This is a genomic window from Streptomyces lancefieldiae, from assembly GCF_031845825.1.
GTDB lineage: Bacteria > Actinomycetota > Actinomycetes > Streptomycetales > Streptomycetaceae > Streptomyces > Streptomyces lancefieldiae.
In genome coordinates this window covers 148,891-163,407 of record NZ_JAVRFH010000014.1, presented here as the reverse complement: position 1 = coordinate 163,407, position 14,517 = coordinate 148,891, and the positions used below count along the sequence as shown (strand labels likewise).

The 14,517-nt window shown below is 73.4% G+C and carries 14 protein-coding genes and 1 pseudogene; 10 read left to right on the top strand and 5 right to left on the bottom strand.

The annotated features are described in order from the left end of the window. Positions 1–41: 41 nt before the first annotated feature. The 8 genes from RM812_RS17085 (at position 42) to RM812_RS17050 (ending at position 9,096) form a co-directional block, all read left to right on the top strand. On the top strand, positions 42–434 hold the full coding sequence (locus RM812_RS17085) for an STAS domain-containing protein (protein ID WP_311573414.1): 393 nt from the start codon (positions 42–44) through the stop codon (positions 432–434). Positions 435–590: 156 nt separating this feature from the next. Further along, complete coding sequence (locus RM812_RS17080) at positions 591–1,487, top strand: STAS domain-containing protein (RefSeq protein ID WP_311573413.1); 897 nt, start codon at positions 591–593, stop codon at positions 1,485–1,487. Next, complete coding sequence (locus RM812_RS17075; RefSeq protein WP_311573412.1) at positions 1,484–1,915, top strand: STAS domain-containing protein; 432 nt, start codon at positions 1,484–1,486, stop codon at positions 1,913–1,915. The genes RM812_RS17080 and RM812_RS17075 overlap by 4 nt, the downstream gene beginning before the upstream one ends. After that, positions 1,915–2,355 carry an anti-sigma regulatory factor gene (locus tag RM812_RS17070; RefSeq protein ID WP_311573411.1) on the top strand — a complete coding sequence of 147 codons (441 nt, stop codon included), beginning with the start codon at positions 1,915–1,917 and terminating at the stop codon, positions 2,353–2,355. The genes RM812_RS17075 and RM812_RS17070 overlap by 1 nt, the downstream gene beginning before the upstream one ends. Continuing rightward, on the top strand, positions 2,355–3,419 hold the full coding sequence (locus tag RM812_RS17065) for an ATP-binding protein/SpoIIE family protein phosphatase (protein ID WP_311573410.1): 1,065 nt from the start codon (positions 2,355–2,357) through the stop codon (positions 3,417–3,419). Before RM812_RS17070 ends, RM812_RS17065 begins: the two co-directional genes overlap by 1 nt. Further along, positions 3,416–5,158 carry a PP2C family protein-serine/threonine phosphatase gene (locus RM812_RS17060; RefSeq protein ID WP_311573409.1) on the top strand — a complete coding sequence of 581 codons (1,743 nt, stop codon included), beginning with the start codon at positions 3,416–3,418 and terminating at the stop codon, positions 5,156–5,158. Before RM812_RS17065 ends, RM812_RS17060 begins: the two co-directional genes overlap by 4 nt. Before the next feature lie 217 nt (positions 5,159–5,375). Then, entirely contained in the window at positions 5,376–6,749 is a 1,374-nt protein-coding gene (locus RM812_RS17055; protein WP_311573408.1) for an NAD(P)/FAD-dependent oxidoreductase, read from the top strand. Positions 6,750–6,849: 100 nt separating this feature from the next. Beyond that, complete coding sequence (locus RM812_RS17050) at positions 6,850–9,096, top strand: FUSC family protein (RefSeq protein ID WP_311573407.1); 2,247 nt, start codon at positions 6,850–6,852, stop codon at positions 9,094–9,096. A gap of 3 nt (positions 9,097–9,099) precedes the next feature. On the opposite strand, the gene RM812_RS17045 is transcribed toward RM812_RS17050, so the two are convergent. The 5 genes and pseudogenes from RM812_RS17045 to RM812_RS17025 form a co-directional block, all read right to left on the bottom strand. After that, on the bottom strand, positions 9,100–9,534 hold the full coding sequence (locus tag RM812_RS17045) for a hypothetical protein (RefSeq protein WP_311573406.1): 435 nt from the start codon (positions 9,532–9,534) through the stop codon (positions 9,100–9,102). Between the two features lie 28 nt (positions 9,535–9,562). After that, complete coding sequence (locus tag RM812_RS17040; RefSeq protein WP_311573405.1) at positions 9,563–10,396, bottom strand: DUF1206 domain-containing protein; 834 nt, start codon at positions 10,394–10,396, stop codon at positions 9,563–9,565. A gap of 224 nt (positions 10,397–10,620) precedes the next feature. Continuing rightward, positions 10,621–10,818: pseudogene (locus RM812_RS17035) on the bottom strand (DUF5133 domain-containing protein); the annotation flags it as partial. A 60-nt stretch (positions 10,819–10,878) separates the two neighbouring features. Then, entirely contained in the window at positions 10,879–11,760 is an 882-nt protein-coding gene (locus RM812_RS17030; protein WP_311573404.1) for a SigB/SigF/SigG family RNA polymerase sigma factor, read from the bottom strand. A 172-nt stretch (positions 11,761–11,932) separates the two neighbouring features. Continuing rightward, positions 11,933–12,379, bottom strand: coding sequence for an ATP-binding protein (locus RM812_RS17025; RefSeq protein WP_311573403.1), 447 nt, complete (start codon positions 12,377–12,379; stop codon positions 11,933–11,935). Positions 12,380–12,575: 196 nt separating this feature from the next. On the opposite strand from RM812_RS17025, the gene RM812_RS17020 reads away from it, so the two are divergent. Both RM812_RS17020 and RM812_RS17015 read left to right on the top strand, forming a co-directional pair. Then, a complete protein-coding gene (locus RM812_RS17020; protein ID WP_311573402.1) occupies positions 12,576–12,791 on the top strand; it encodes a hypothetical protein in 216 nt (71 codons plus the stop codon). A 94-nt stretch (positions 12,792–12,885) separates the two neighbouring features. Then, positions 12,886–14,364, top strand: coding sequence for an aminotransferase class I/II-fold pyridoxal phosphate-dependent enzyme (locus RM812_RS17015; RefSeq protein WP_311573401.1), 1,479 nt, complete (start codon positions 12,886–12,888; stop codon positions 14,362–14,364). The last annotated feature ends 153 nt before the right edge of the window (positions 14,365–14,517 follow it).

The window sequence follows — 14,517 nt, the reverse complement described above, 5'->3', positions numbered from 1 at the left end:
ACATCACGGTCCACCGCGCCGCCGCATTGTTGGAGGTACACGTGCCCATTGCCCAGAATCCGCTGTCCGTCGAGGTGACGCTGCCCCGGGAGGAGGTCGCGCTGCTCAAGGTGGAGGGCTATCTGGACGTCGACACCGCGACCGAGTTCCAGCACCACCTGGCCAACCAACTCCACCACGGCCGACGGCACTTCCTGCTGGACCTGTCCCAGGTCCCGTTCATGGACTCCTCCGGCATGAACATCATCCTCCGGGTCTACCAGGAGGCCCGCGAGCTGCCGGGCAGCGTGCACATCATCTCTCCCACCCCGGCGGTCCGGCGCATCCTGGACCTGACGGGCGTGAGCATCACGGTGCCGGTCTCGGAGAGCCTGGACGAGGCGCTCTCCCGCGTCGACGCGCAGCCGGAGGGGCCGCGGACACCGGACGCCTGAGGCTCCCTCCTCCCCGGCGCTCGTCCGGACCGCTCGTGCGGGAGCAGGTGTCGTACGAGGTCGACGGGTGGTTACAGTTGACGCCCGGCAAAGTCACGTCGCCCACACGTTGCCCACGGGTTCGGTGCGGCGCTACGCGGATGAGGAGTGGAACAGGTGCCGGATCAGGCGGAGGGAACAGCGGGATCGCCGACGCAGGAGGTCAGGGACTTCCTGCGGCGCCGCCGTGAGCAGATCGCCCAGCGATGGGCGGACGAGCCCTTGTTCCGGGCCGTGTTCACCGTCTCGCGCGACGAGGCGGTCGAGGCGGGCAAGGCCGTGGTGGACGCGCTCGCCCAAGTCGCGGACGCGGCCCGGGTGGAGGATCCGGACGCCGCCGGATTCACCACGGTGCGCGAACAGTTGGCACGGATGGGTGCGGCCCGCTCCCGCGCCGGACTGAGCACCGCGCAGGTGTCCAGCGAGCTGGCCGCCCTGCGCCCGCCCGTCGAGAACCTGCTCCTGGCCGATCTGCCGGATGCCCCGGCGGATCACGCCCGGGCCTGCGCGACCACGCTGAGCGTGCTGCTGGGCACCCTGCGGGTCGTGGTCATGCAGACGGCGCTCAGCGAGGGGCAGGCGCTCATCGACCGCCAGCGGCTGCAGCTGCTGGAGGTGGCCACCCCCGTCATCAAGCTGTGGGACGGCATCGTGGCCGTTCCGTTGATCGGAACGCTGGACAGCGCCCGCAGCCAGGTCGTCATGGAGACCCTGCTGGAGTCCATCGTCGAGCAGCAGGCGCGCTACGCGATCCTGGACATCACCGGGGTCCCGACCGTCGACTCGCTGGTGGCCCAGCACCTGATGAAGACGGTCGCGGCGGCCCGGCTGATGGGCGCCGAGTGCATCGTCTCCGGCATCCGGCCGGCGATCGCGCAGACCATGGTCCACCTCGGTCTGGACCTGGGCACCGTGGTCACCCGGGCGAGCCTCGCCGACGCGCTGGGGTACGTCCTGCACCAGCTGGGGGTCGGCATCGTGAACCCCGTCGCGAACGGCCCGGTCGCGCGGTGAGCGAGGTGTTCCCGGGGCCCCAGGGGGGTTCCGTGACAGGCCGTGTTCCCGTCCTCCGGCTCGGCGAGGTGCTGCTGGTCACCCTCCAGGGGGACCTGCACGACAGCACGGCGCAGCAGCTCCAGCAGGACCTCGCCGAGACCATCTCCCACAGTGGGGCCACCGGTGTGATCATCGACATCTCCGGTGTGGAGATCGTCGACTCCTTCCTCGGCCGGGTCCTGGCCGAGATCGCCGGGCAGACCGAGCTGCTGGCCGCGCGGACCGTGGTCGTCGGCATGCGGCCGGCGGTCGCCATCACCCTGGTGGAGCTGGGTCTGACGCTGCCGCGGGTGCACACCGCGCTCAGCACCGAGGTGGCCATGGAGCTGCTCACTCGGCACGCCCCGTCGTCCCGCTACGGCGGCCTGCGCCCGGAGCGTCGGTGATGCACACGGCCGCGGGCGCGCAGGCCCGCCTGCCGATCCGTTCGGACATGGATCTGGTGTGGGTGCGTCAGCACGTGCGGCAGGCGGCCGCCCAGCTCGGCTTCGGTCTGGTGGACCAGACCAAGCTGGTCACGGCGGCCAGTGAACTGGCCCGCAACACGCTCGTGTACGGGGGCGGGGGAACGATGGAGACGGAGGCCCTCACCGAGGGCGGTGCACGGGGACTTCGGCTGACCTTCAGCGACGAGGGGCCGGGCATCGCGGACCTGGAGCAGGCGCTCAGCGACGGCTTCACCTCGGGCGGCGGGCTGGGCATGGGACTGGGCGGCGCGCGGCGCCTGGTGCACGACTTCGCGATCGAGAGCAGTCCGGGGGCGGGCACCACCGTCCGGGTGACCTCCTGGGCGGGCCGGACCCCTCGCCCGCGTGAGGAGTCCTGATGCCTCGAGTGTGGGATGTGCCGGTGCACGACTCGACCCGGGTGCGCGACGCCCGGGTGGCCGCGGAGCACGCCGCGGCCCTGGCCGGGCTGGACGAGCAGCGCACCGCCACCGCGGCGCTGGTGGCGACCGAGCTGGCCACCAACCTGCTCAAGCACGCCGGGGGCGGCCAGGTCCTCATCGACGTCGTCCCTCCGCCCGTCCTCGCGGCAGGCCGGGAGGAGACCCTGCTCGTGCAGGTCGTCACGGTCGACCACGGCCCCGGCATCGCCGACGTGTCCGCCGCCCTGCGCGACGGTTTCACCACGACGGGCTCGCTGGGCGCCGGGCTCGGCACCTGCGCGCGCGTCGCCGACGACTTCGACCTGCACAGCGTCCCGGGCCGGGGCACCGTGGTGGTCGCCCGGATCGGCGCCGTGCCCGGCCGCCCGGACGCCGGGCCGGACCCGGTGGGCCGGGTGCGGGCCGGCGCGGTGAACGTCCCGTTCGGCGGCGCCGAGTACTCGGGCGACGCCTGGACCTGGGTCCGGTCCGGGGACCGGGTCACCCTGATGCTGGCCGACGGGCTGGGCCACGGCCCGGAGGCGGCCCGTGCCTCGACCGCCGCCGTGGAGGCGCTGCGCGGTGCGGCGCACCTCGGGCCCGCCGAGGCGCTGCGGCGGCTCGACACGGCGTTGACCGCGACCCGCGGCGCGGCCGTCGCACTGGCCCAGGTCGACACGCGTGCCGGAACACTCAGGTTCGCCGGCATCGGCAACGTCGGGGCGCGGCTGTGCGAGGGCGGCACCTGGCGGCACCTGGTGTCCCGGCCCGGCATCGTCGGCACCCACCGGCCCACGACACTGCGCGAGGAGGAGGCGGCCTGGGCGGACGACCGGGTGCTGGTCCTGCACAGCGACGGCCTGCCGAGCCGCTGGACACCGGCGTCCGACACCTGCCGCACGGCGACCGACCCGGCGGTGACGGCCGCCGTGACCGTCCGTGACGCCAGCAGTCCGGCCCGCCCGGTACGGGACGACACCGCCGTCGCCGTGCTGGCCCCGACCCCGCCGGACCGCCCATGACCCGAATCTGGCAGATCACCGACGTCCTCGACGCGGCGCGGGCGCGCATCGCCACGGCCCGCCTGGCCGCTGCGTACGGTGTGCCGCCCCTGGAGCGCACGCGGCTGGCGGCCTCGCTCAGCGCTCAGCTGCGGCTGTGCCTGGCCAAGGGCGGCACCTGGCGGCTCACCCTGGAGACGGGCGCGGCCGGCCGCGGTGCTCCGGCGGTCGGGGAGGGCGGCGTGCTGCACGCCGTGGTGACGCCCTCGCGCGACACCGCTCCCGCGGGGGAGCCGCCGTGGCGGGTCACCGTTCCCTGCCCCGAGGCGGCACCGGGCGCCGACGCCGACGCCGTGACGGACGACCCGGCCGCCCTGGCCGAGGCACTGCTGGGTGCCGACGAGGACACGGCGCTGGTGCTGGACCGGCTCGCCGAGCAGGAGAACCTGGTCGACTTCCACCGGGAGGAGCTGCAGCAGACCAACCAGGGCGTCGTGGCGCTGCACGCCGAGCTGGACGCCGCCGGACGGGCCCAGCGGGAGGCGTTCGCCGCCGAGCGCAAGGCGCGTACGGAGGCGGAGAACGCCCGTCGCAGGCTGACGTTCCTGGCGGATGCGAGCGCGGTGCTGACGGCGTCGCTCGACCACCACGAGATCGTGCGCCGCCTGCCGGAGCTGCTGGTGCCGGAGTACGCCACGAGTGTCGACGTCTGGCTGTTCGACCAGGAGGGCGACCGGCGGAGCCCCGCCCACCCGGCCGCCGCGGTGGTCGCGGCGCGCACCGGGCGGCCGCAGTACGCCGCCGCGCACCCGGGCGGCCTGCCCGGCGTCGACGACCAGCCGCCGTCGGCACTGGACCCGGACCGGCCCCTGCTCTGCATCCCGCTGCCGACGCGCCAGGCACCCCTGGGCGTGGTGACCCTGTCCCCGCCCGGCGAGCGCTGGGACCCGGACGACGCGGTCATGCTGATCGAGTTGACCCGGCGGGCCAGCATCGCGATCGATCACGCCCAGCGCTACCAGCACAACCGTGACATCGCCGAGACACTGCAGCGCGCCCTGCTGACGGAGCTGCCCGCGCCGCCGGGCCTCGCCCTGGCCGCGCGCTATCTGCCGGCCACCCACGGGCTCAACATCGGCGGCGACTGGTACGACGCGTTCCGCCAGCCCGACGGCGGTGTCATCGTCGTGGTGGGCGACGTGACCGGGCACGGGCTGCGGGCGGCGGTGATGATGAGTCAGCTGCGCACCGCGCTGCGCGCCTACGCGGTCGACGGCGGCAGCCCCGGCCGGCTGCTGACCCGGCTGCACACGTTCCTGCACCATCTCCAGCCCGATCTGTTCGCCACCGCCGTCATCGCTCGTTTCCACCCCGACGACCCCACCATGACGTGGGCCGCCGCCGGTCATCCGCCGCCGGTGCTGCGTACCCCGGACGGGCGGGTCCAGACCCTGGACGCCAAACCCGGCGCGATGCTCGGCATCCCGCTCCAGCAGGAGATCGCCGACCACACGGTGCGGCTGGCGCCCGGTTCGACCCTCGCGCTGTACACGGACGGCCTGGTGGAGCGGCGCGCCCGGGGCATCGACCCGGGCATCGCCCGGCTCGCCCGGGCACTCGGCTCGTTCGGCTCCGCGGAGCTGGAGGCGGACCTGGAGGGTTCCGCGGACGGGATCCTGCGCCCCCTGCTCAGCGACTCCGAGCGCGACGACGACGTGTGCCTGCTGCTGTGCCACCTCCGCGGTCCCGGGCGCGCCTGACGCGCCGGGTGTCCGGGGGAGAGTTCCGCGCCGTCGCCCCCCGCCCGGTGCGATCCGGGCCGGGACGGGGCATGGTGGTGATCAGGGTGTGTCGCCTGCCTGCCGCGTCCGGCTCGCCGGATCGCCGTGGGCGCGATGGGATCGGCAAGGTGCGAAGCAGCGATCCCCGGGCAGGCGAATGGCGTTCGCGGCAGACCGCCCGGAGCCGCAGAAAGGGATGAACACCGTGACACGACCCAGGATCCTGGTGGTCGGCGCAGGTTTCGCCGGCGTGGAGTGCGTCCGCCGTCTGGAGCGCAGGCTCTCCCCCGCCGAAGCCGACGTCACCCTGGTGACACCGTTCTCCTACCAGCTCTATCTGCCACTGCTGCCCCAGGTCGCCTCCGGGGTGCTGACGCCCCAGTCGATCGCACTGTCCCTGCGCCGCAGCAGCAAGTACCGGACCCGGATCATCCCGGGCGGCGCGATCGGGGTGGACCTCAAGGCGAAGGTCTGCGTCGTGCGCACCATCACCGACGAGATCGTCAACGAGCCGTACGACTACATCGTGCTGGCCCCCGGAAGCATCACCCGCACCTTCGACATCCCGGGGCTCACCGACAACGCGTTCGGCATGAAGACGCTGGCTGAGGCCGCGTACGTCCGCGACCACGTCATCTCGCAACTGGACCTCGCCGACGCGAGCCAGGACCCGGCGGAACGCGCCTCGCGGCTGCAGTTCGTGGTGGTCGGCGGCGGTTACGCGGGCACCGAGACCGCGGCCTGTCTGCAGCGGCTGACGCACGCGGCCGTCAAGCGCTACTCCCGTCTGGACCCGAGCCTGATCAGGTGGCATCTGATCGACATCGCGCCGAAGCTGATGCCCGAGCTGGGCGAGAAGCTCGGGCGCGACGCGCAGCAGATCCTGACCCGGCGCGGCATCGAGATCTCCCTGGGCGTGTCCATCGGCAAGGCCGGCCCCGAGGAGGTCACCTTCACGGACGGCCGGGTGGTGCCCACCCGCACGCTGATCTGGACCGCCGGGGTGGTCGCGAGCCCGCTCATCGCCACGCTCGGCGCCGAGACGGTCAAGGGGCGGCTCGCGGTCACCGCCGACATGTGCCTGCCGAACCACGACGGGGTGTTCGCGCTCGGCGACGCCGCCGCCGTCCCCGACCTCGCCAAGGGCCAGGAGGGAGCGGTCTGCCCGCCCACCGCCCAGCACGCCGGTCGGCAGGGGCGGCACGTCGCCGAGAACATCATCGCCACCCTGCGCAACCAGCCGATGCGGCCGTACACGCACAAGGACCTGGGGCTCGTCGTCGACCTGGGCGGCACCGACGCGGTCTCCAAGCCGCTCGGCGTCGAGCTGAAGGGCCTGCCCGCCCAGGCCGTGGCGCGCGGCTACCACTGGTCGGCGCTGCGCACGGGCGTGGCCAAGGCCCGGGTGGCGACGAACTGGGCGCTCAACGCGGTCGCCGGCGACGATTTCGTGCGCACCGGTTTCCAGGCCCGCAAGCCGGCCAAACTGAAGGACTTCGAGTACACCGACGCGTATCTGACACCGGAGCAGGTGCGCGAGCGCGTCGGGGAAGCCGGCCGGGCGGTGTGACCCCAGGTCGGGCGCCGGCTCGCGGCATGACATGCTGAGAAGTGGATCTCGGCGCGAACCGGCCGGGAGTCGACGGTGAATCGGGAGGGTGTACGGCGGCGTGAAGGCAGCGGGGCGCTCGGTGCGGACACGACTGCGGGACCGCCTCGCCGCGTCCGACCCCGGGCTGCTGCGGCTGGCGGCGGGGCTGCGGACGGTGGGCGCCATCGCCCTGACGCTGGCCGTGCTCGCCGTGTCCGGGGTGGACGTCACCCATCTGGTGGCGGGTGCCATGGCGGCCATGGTCGCCACCTTCGCCATCCGGGAGAAGGAGCGCGGCCCGCAGGCCGTCACCCTGGCGCTGGGCCTGCCCGTGGCCCTGGCCTCGGTGTCGCTCAGCGCGCTGCTCACCTCGCACGTCGTCATCGGTGACGCCTTCTTCGTCGTCCTGATCTTCTGCGCCGTCTTCGTCCGCCGGTTCGGCGACCGCGGCACCGCGCTGGGTCTGATCGGCTTCCAGGTCTACTTCCTGTCCCTGTTCGTCGGCGTGAAGGTGTCGGTGCTGCCGGAGCTGTGGGCCGCCATCGCCGTGGCGTTCGTGTGCAGCGCGGTGGTGCGCTTCGCGGTCGTGCCGGAGACACCGGCGGGCATCCTGCAACGGCTGCGGCAGGCCTTCCGCGCCCGGCTGGCCCAGCTGCTCTCCGCGCAGATCGACCTGCTGGACGCCGGTCCGGGCGGGATCGACAAGACGCTGGAGCACCTGCGCGAGGGCACCGCGCGCCTGCACGAGACGGCCCTGATGATCCAGTCCCGGCTGGAGGACGGCACTCCCGACGAGTCCACGGCGCGTCTGGTGCAGCGGCGCATCGCGGACGCGGAGATCGCCGCCGAACGGCTGGGCCTGCTGCTGCTGACCGCGCGCAGCGCCGAGCGGGCGGACACCCTGACCCTGCATCTGCCGGGCGCGCCGGCGCCCTCGGTGGGCCGCACACCGGCGCCCGGCGAGGCCACCGAGACCCTGCGCCGCGATCTCGGGGCGCTGCGCACCCTGGTGCTGCGTCCGCCCGCCGAGGCCCGCGGTACGGCGCTGTCCCACCTGCGCAACCGGCTGCTCGGCTACCGCGACGAGGAGAACCTGCCCGAGGCGACGCCGGCCGTGCAGGACGTGTTCCGGGGCATCGGTGAGGCCGCTCGTGCGGTCATGGGCCTCAGGATCGCCCTGGACGGGCCGCAGGACGAGTCGGACGACACGCCGGCGACCACCCGCTCGCGCGAGGAGCTGGACGCCGAGGACGCCGCCATCGACGCGGGTGAGGAGAGCGCGCCGCAGGAGGAGGCCACCGGGCTGCGGCGGCCCACCACGCGTGCCGCGGTGCAGGTCGCCGTGGGGTCCTCGCTGGCCATCGTGGGCGGGGAGTTCCTGTCCTCGCAGCGCTGGTACTGGGCGGTCCTCACCTGCTGGATCGTCTTCATCAACACCGCGTCCACCGGCGAGATCCTGGTCAAGGGCTACCGCCGCCTGCTGGGCACCGTGCTGGGGGTGGTGGCCGGCATCGTGCTGGCCGGTCTGGTCGGGAACCACACCTGGACCGCGTTCGGGCTGGTGCTGCTGCTCATCTTCGCGATGTTCTACACGGCGCCGCTGTCCTACACGCTGATGTCGTTCTTCGTCACCGCGATGCTCGGGCTGCTGTACACCCTGCTGCACACCTACAGCCTGTCGGTGCTGCTGCTGCGGGTGGAGGAGACGGCACTCGGCGCGGCCTGCGGGATCGTCGCGGCGGCGCTGGTGCTGCCGATACGCACCGACCGCCGTACGAACGAACTGCTCGGGACCGTGCTGGAGCGGCTCTCGGACGTCACCGAGGGCGCCGTCGACCAGCTCAGCGGCGGGCCCGCCGCCGACCTGCTGGACACGGCGCGGGACCTGGACCAGGCGCTGGGCGACCTGCGCGCCGCGACCCAGCCGCTCACGCATCCGATCACGCCGCTGCGGGCCCGGCGCGACACGGTCCAGTACGTGGTCGCGCTGCTGGAGACCTGCGCGTACCACGCGCGGTCCCTGGCCGCGACGGCCGAGCTGCTGCCGACCCATCCCTCGATCGCGGCCGACCCCCGGCTGCGGGGGGCGGTGCGACGCACGGTGCGCAACATCGAGGCGATCGCCGCCCGCGTCGCCGACGAGGACGCCGGGGCCGAGGTGGAGACCGGGCCGAGCATCGCGTCGCTGCTGGAACCGGACGCCGCCGGAGTGCCGCGGTACGGCCGCATCACCGGCCGGGTACTGCGGCACCTGGAGCGCCTGGACGAGGCGGTGGTGGGTCTTGCCCGGCCGCTGGGCGTGCCCGTCGGGGCGCCGAAGCGGTGACGGTCAGAAGTCGCTGGGCAGACCGCTCACCTCGGCGATGCCGCGCAGTTCCTCGTTCTGCCGGTGGCGTTCCTTGAGGTAGTCGGCGATCTCGCCGAGGCGTTCGGGGTCGGAGGCGGTGGTCGCGTCGGTGACGACCCGGACCGGGCCGGTCTCGTCGGTGCTGATCTCGACGACCTCGTTGTCCAGCCGACCGGTGACCGCGGTGGCGATGACCAGGGCGGCCTCGTCCCTGATCTCCTGGGGCAGTGCCTCGGCGTTGTCGCCGTCCAGGGAGAAGTCGATGGTGGGCATCTGGTGCTCGTCGATGGCCTGGAGGACGGGTTCCACCACGCTGAGCAGCAGCTGGTAGTCGTCGGTCTCCATGCGGATGCGCAGCAGGTCGAGGTAGACGTCCACGGGACGTCCGTCCGGCGGAGGAATCTCGTGTTCGTTCATGCGCCCCGTGTTCCCCGTGCCGCGCGGCTCAGACCCTGCGCCAGCGTGCGAGGGCGAAGGAGAACACGCCGAACAGCACGAGCCCCGCGGCGACGCCGACCAGCAGCCAGGGGCCGAGCGGGGTGTCGGCGAAGGAACGGAGCGTGTCGTCGAGCCCCTTGGCCCGCTCGGGCGCGTAGTCGACCGCCGCCCGCACGGCGAAGGCGCCCGCCGCCGCGAAGACGACCCCGCGTGCGGCGCCGCCCCCGACGCCGGTGACGTCGATCAGCCGGCGGGCGCGGGGACCGAGCTCACCGAGCTTCAGCTTCCTGTGATAGCGGCGGCGCAGCGCCTGTACGCCGATCACCACGCCGACGACGACGATCCCGGCGCCGGCCAGGCCCACGATCCACCGCCCGGCGGGTACCTCCATCACCCGCGCCGTGGTGTCCCGGGACTGCCGGTCGCTGGAGCCGCCGCCCCCGGAGCCGGCCGCGAAGGCCAGGACGGAGTAGGCGACGAACGCGTAGAAGACACAGCGGGCGGCGGCCGGCAGCCGCTTCCTCGCCGTGTGCCCGTCCTTCCCCACGGCGCCGAACAGCGCCTCGGACAGCCGCCACAGGGCCATGCCGACGAGCCCGAGCCCGAGCGCCCACAGCAGGACGGCTCCGAACGGCCGGTCCGACAGCTCGGCCAGGGCGCCGCCCCGGTCCGCCTGCCGGTTTCCGGTTCCGAAGGCGATCTGCAGGGCCAGGACACCGACCAGCAGGTAGATCACGCCGCGAGCGGTGAGCCCGGCCCGGGCCGCCCCCTCGGCGACGGATCCGTCCGCCGCCCGCCGGGCCCGACCGCGGCCGGTGCGTGCCATGACACGTACGTCCATCCGGACCTCCCCTCCCGGACTCCGGATGCCCCGGCATCCCGCGCGCACACCGGGCGGCGGGCACCCTGCTCCCCCGCACCGCGCACCGCGTGCCGTCGTCGTCCGGTGCCGTGGCGGGCCCGGCGGGGTCTCGATGGGCCCGCCGGGGTCCGGTCGGCCGACTGGTCGTCCGGCAGTACGAGCGCGGGAACCGCCCCGTCCGGCCCCCACCGCCCACCACGGCGTGGCACCCGGGGCGCCTCCCGGCGGGCGGCCTCCAGGGCCCGGGCCACGTCACGCGTGCCGGTCGACACGCACAGGGTGTACGCGAGGTCCCGGGTCCGCGGGCCCGGTCCGCCCGTGCCGTCGGGCGGTTCGGTCACCGCCACCGCCTCGTACTCGTCGACGAGTCGGCGCAGCACTGCGGGGTGAGGCATCAGCATCCGTGTCGTTCCTCCTTCGAGCTGGGACCGGCCGTTGCGGGTGCGCCCTCGTACCGACCGTCAGGTCCGCGTCGGCCGGCCGGTCGGCCGGTGGCCCGTCCGCTGCCCCATCGCCTCGTCGCGGACGCGGGCACAGCTGCGGCTGATGAGCCGCGAAACGTGCATCTGCGATATGCCCAGGTGGTCGGCTATACGGCTCTGCGTCATGTCCTCGAAGAAGCGCATGTAGAGAATGGCGCGCTCACGTTCGGGCAGCCTGCGCAGTCCCTCCTTGGCGGACTCGCGGTCGATCACGGTGTCGTACGAGGCGTCCGCCGCCCCGAGGGTGTCGGCGAGGCTGTAGCCGTCGTCGCCGGCCGACAGTTCGGCGTCCAGCGACAGGGTGCTGAAGCTCTCCAGCGCCTCCATCCCGGCGCTGACCTCCTCCTCGGTGAGCCCGGTGTGGGCGGCGAGGGCGGCCACCGAGGGTTCGGGGCTGCCCGGGCTCTGGGCGAGCTCGCGCCGCGCCACCCGCACCTTGTTGCGCAGTTCCTGGACCCGGCGGGGCACCCGCAGGGCCCACATCCGGTCCCGGAAGTGGCGCTTGACCTCGCCGGTGATGGTGGGCACGGCGTAGCTCTCGAAGGCTCCACGCTCCGGGTCGAAGCGGTCGATGGCCTTCACCAGGCCGAGCGCCGCGACCTGCCGCAGGTCCTCGATGGTCTCGCCGCGGTCCCGGAACCGCCCGGCGATCCGGTGGGCCATGGGCAGCCAGGCCGTGACGAGTTCGTCGCGGACGGCGTCGCGTTCGGGCCCTTCCTCCAGGCCGGCCAGTCGGCCGAAGAGGGCCATCGTGTCGGGGGCGTCGTCGTGCCGGCGCCGGGCGGGAGCGGCATTGGTGGTGGCTGTGGCGTCGGTGGGCTCGGGGGTAGCGGGCCGGGCGGGGGGTGTTTCGATGAGCATGCGGATTCGCTCCTGAACGGGGTCTCAGGGGACTTTCCACGGGAACGGCGCGTCCGGGTCATCCGGAGGGCCGGAGCAGTCATGCCGCTCCCGCTGCTGCGCCTCCGGTCCGAAGCACGAATCTGCGACTGCCCCCACCCCGGTGGAACAAACTCCGCTTTTCGAAAAGTACTCAGGACAGCGGAACGACCACGGTGATGCACTTGCCTCCCGAGGGAAGATCTGCCACCCGTACGTCACAGGCCAGCCGACAGACGATCGGCCAGCCCCGGCCGCCGACGCGACGGCGGCCCCGCGGGTCGGTCTGCGGCACGGCCACCGGAAGGTCGTGGCTGCGGTCGGACACCGAGACGCGCACCCCCGGGCCGACGACGTCGACCTGGAAGTCGGTGACGCCGCCGCCGTGCAGGATCGCGTTGGTGGTCAGTTCCGAGGCCACGAGCACGGCGTCCGACAGGGCGCCCGCGTCGCACGAGGCGTGGCCGTCGGTACCGCAGCACGCCGTGACGACGCGTTCCACGGTCCTGCGTGCCTCGGCGGGTTTGCAGGGCCGGTGCTGCCGGTGCCGGTCCGTACCGTACGGCTCGACGACGGGTTCGGTCGTGTGCCTGTCACGCATCCGTCGGCTCCCTGGTCGGTGAGATGTGCCGGATCCGGCCGGCCGCACGCCGTGCGCGCCGTGCGGCCTTGCGTTCGGCTTGTATTCGGCTTGTATTCGGCTTACATCCGGCTGACCTCTTCGGGTCCGCCCAAACCTTCGGCCCTCCTTGCGGACCAACGGCCATCCGGGCGCCGGGCCGGGGTACGCGGAGTGCATGACGGATGTTGTGGACTCGGACGAACTGCTGCGCCGTATGCACCGCGCGAGGGCCTGCGCGGTGGAACAGGAGCGGACCTGGCGGGCTCGGGAGGAGGAGTTGCGGCCGACCGACCCGGAGGGCTCGCGGGAGGCCGCCGTGCGGACGATGGCGTACGAGGCCGTCCTGCGGGTGCTGGACGAGGTGCTGACCCCGGGCCGGCGAGCGCGATGACGGGCTCCTGCCTCCCGGCCGGTGCGCGGTCGCCGGGCCGGCGGGGTCGGTCCGGAACGGATTGCCGGGATCGCGGTGGGGAAACCGGGTCGGCATGAGCGCCGACCACTCCCGAGCACCGGTCCTGGAAGCCCTCGTCGACTACCGCCGTGAGGGACGGTTGTCGTTCACGCCGCCGGGACACAAGCAGGCGCGTGGGGCCGACCCCGCGGTGCGCGAGGTGCTGGGCGACGCCGTGTTCTACGGTGACGTGCTGGCGACGGGCGGACTCGACGACCGGCTCACCCGGGGGCGGGTGCTGCAGCGTGCCCAGGAGCTGATGGCCGACGCCGTGCACGCCGATCACACGTTCTTCTCGACGTGCGGGAGCTCCCTGTCGGTGAAGGCGGCGATGCTGGCGGTCGCGGGGCCGCACGAGAAGCTGCTGATCGGCCGGGACGCCCACAAGTCCGTCGTGTCCGGGCTGGTCCTGTCCGGTATCGAGCCGGTCTGGGTCGAGCCGCGCTGGGACACCGAGCGGCATCTGGCCCATCCGCCGTCCGCCGGGGAGTTCGAGAAGGCGTTCGCCGCCCATCCGGACGCCAAGGGTGCCCTGGTCACCAGTCCGACGCCGTACGGCGCGAGCGCCGACCTGCGGGCCGTCGCCGAGGTCTGTCACCGGCGCTCGGCACCGTTGATCGTCGACGAGGCCTGGGGGGCCCATCTGCCCTTCCACCCCGACCTGCCGTCCTGGGCGATGGACGCGGGCGCCGACATCTGTGTGACCAGCATCCACAAGATGGGCAGCGGTCTGGAGCAGGGTTCGGTGTTCCACCTGCGCGGTGACCTGGTCCCGCCGAAGCTGCTCGGGATGCGGGCGGACCTGCTGGGCACCACCAGCCCCTCGGCGCTGATCTTCGCCGGGCTGGACGGCTGGCGCCGGCAGATGGCGCTGCGCGGACGCGAACTCATGGGCGGTGCGCTGGAGCTCGCGGCCGACGTCCGCACGGCCGTCGAGCAGATCGACGGGATGCACGTCAACGACCGGGACGACTTCTGCGGCCCGGGGCTGGCCCATGGTTTCGATCCGCTGCCCGTCGTCATCGACCTCGCCGGGCTCGGCGTCTCGGGTTTCCAGGCGGCCGACTGGCTGCGCGAGCACCGGAGCGTGGTCGCGCATCTCACCGACCACCGGCGCATCGGCGCGCAGATCACCCACGGCGACGACCGGGAGACCACCGGGGAACTCCTCGCCGCGCTCAAGGACCTCGCGCGTGCCGCCCCCGGCCTGGGCCCCGCTCCGCGCGTGGCGGTGCCCTCGCCGTCCGAGCTGCGCATGCCGCAGGCGGCGCTGCCCCGGGACGCGTTCTTCGGGCCCACCGAGGACGTGACGCACGACCGGGCCGCAGGCCGCGTCGCGGCGGAGATGATCACGCCGTATCCGCCCGGCATCCCGGCCGTCCTGCCGGGTGAGCGGCTGACCGAGCCGGTCCTGCGGTATCTGCTCAGCGGTCTGGAGGCCGGGATGTACCTCCCGGACCCCAGCGATCCGGAACTGCGGACGATCAGGGTCGTCGCGGACGACGGCGACTGAGGCCGTCGAGACGTACGGCGGGACCGCGCCGCGGGAGGTGCGGCGGGGCGTGCCGCGGGCAAGTGACACCGGTCACGTGCCCCGTGTCCGGTGTCACGGAACGCCGGAAGATGGTTTAGCGTTCATCCATAAGTGGCGACGGGGTCGACCGAG

Coding starts and splice junctions, on each gene's coding strand:
- RM812_RS17070 (WP_311573411.1), top strand. CDS start 1,915: ATGCACACGGCCGCGGGCGCGCAGGCCCGCCTGCCGATCCGTTCGGAC.
- RM812_RS17065 (WP_311573410.1), top strand. CDS start 2,355: ATGCCTCGAGTGTGGGATGTGCCGGTGCACGACTCGACCCGGGTGCGC.
- RM812_RS17060 (WP_311573409.1), top strand. CDS start 3,416: ATGACCCGAATCTGGCAGATCACCGACGTCCTCGACGCGGCGCGGGCG.
- RM812_RS17055 (WP_311573408.1), top strand. CDS start 5,376: ATGAACACCGTGACACGACCCAGGATCCTGGTGGTCGGCGCAGGTTTC.
- RM812_RS17045 (WP_311573406.1), bottom strand. CDS start 9,534: ATGAACGAACACGAGATTCCTCCGCCGGACGGACGTCCCGTGGACGTC.
- RM812_RS17040 (WP_311573405.1), bottom strand. CDS start 10,396: ATGGACGTACGTGTCATGGCACGCACCGGCCGCGGTCGGGCCCGGCGG.
- RM812_RS17030 (WP_311573404.1), bottom strand. CDS start 11,760: ATGCTCATCGAAACACCCCCCGCCCGGCCCGCTACCCCCGAGCCCACC.
- RM812_RS17025 (WP_311573403.1), bottom strand. CDS start 12,379: ATGCGTGACAGGCACACGACCGAACCCGTCGTCGAGCCGTACGGTACG.
- RM812_RS17020 (WP_311573402.1), top strand. CDS start 12,576: ATGACGGATGTTGTGGACTCGGACGAACTGCTGCGCCGTATGCACCGC.
- RM812_RS17015 (WP_311573401.1), top strand. CDS start 12,886: ATGAGCGCCGACCACTCCCGAGCACCGGTCCTGGAAGCCCTCGTCGAC.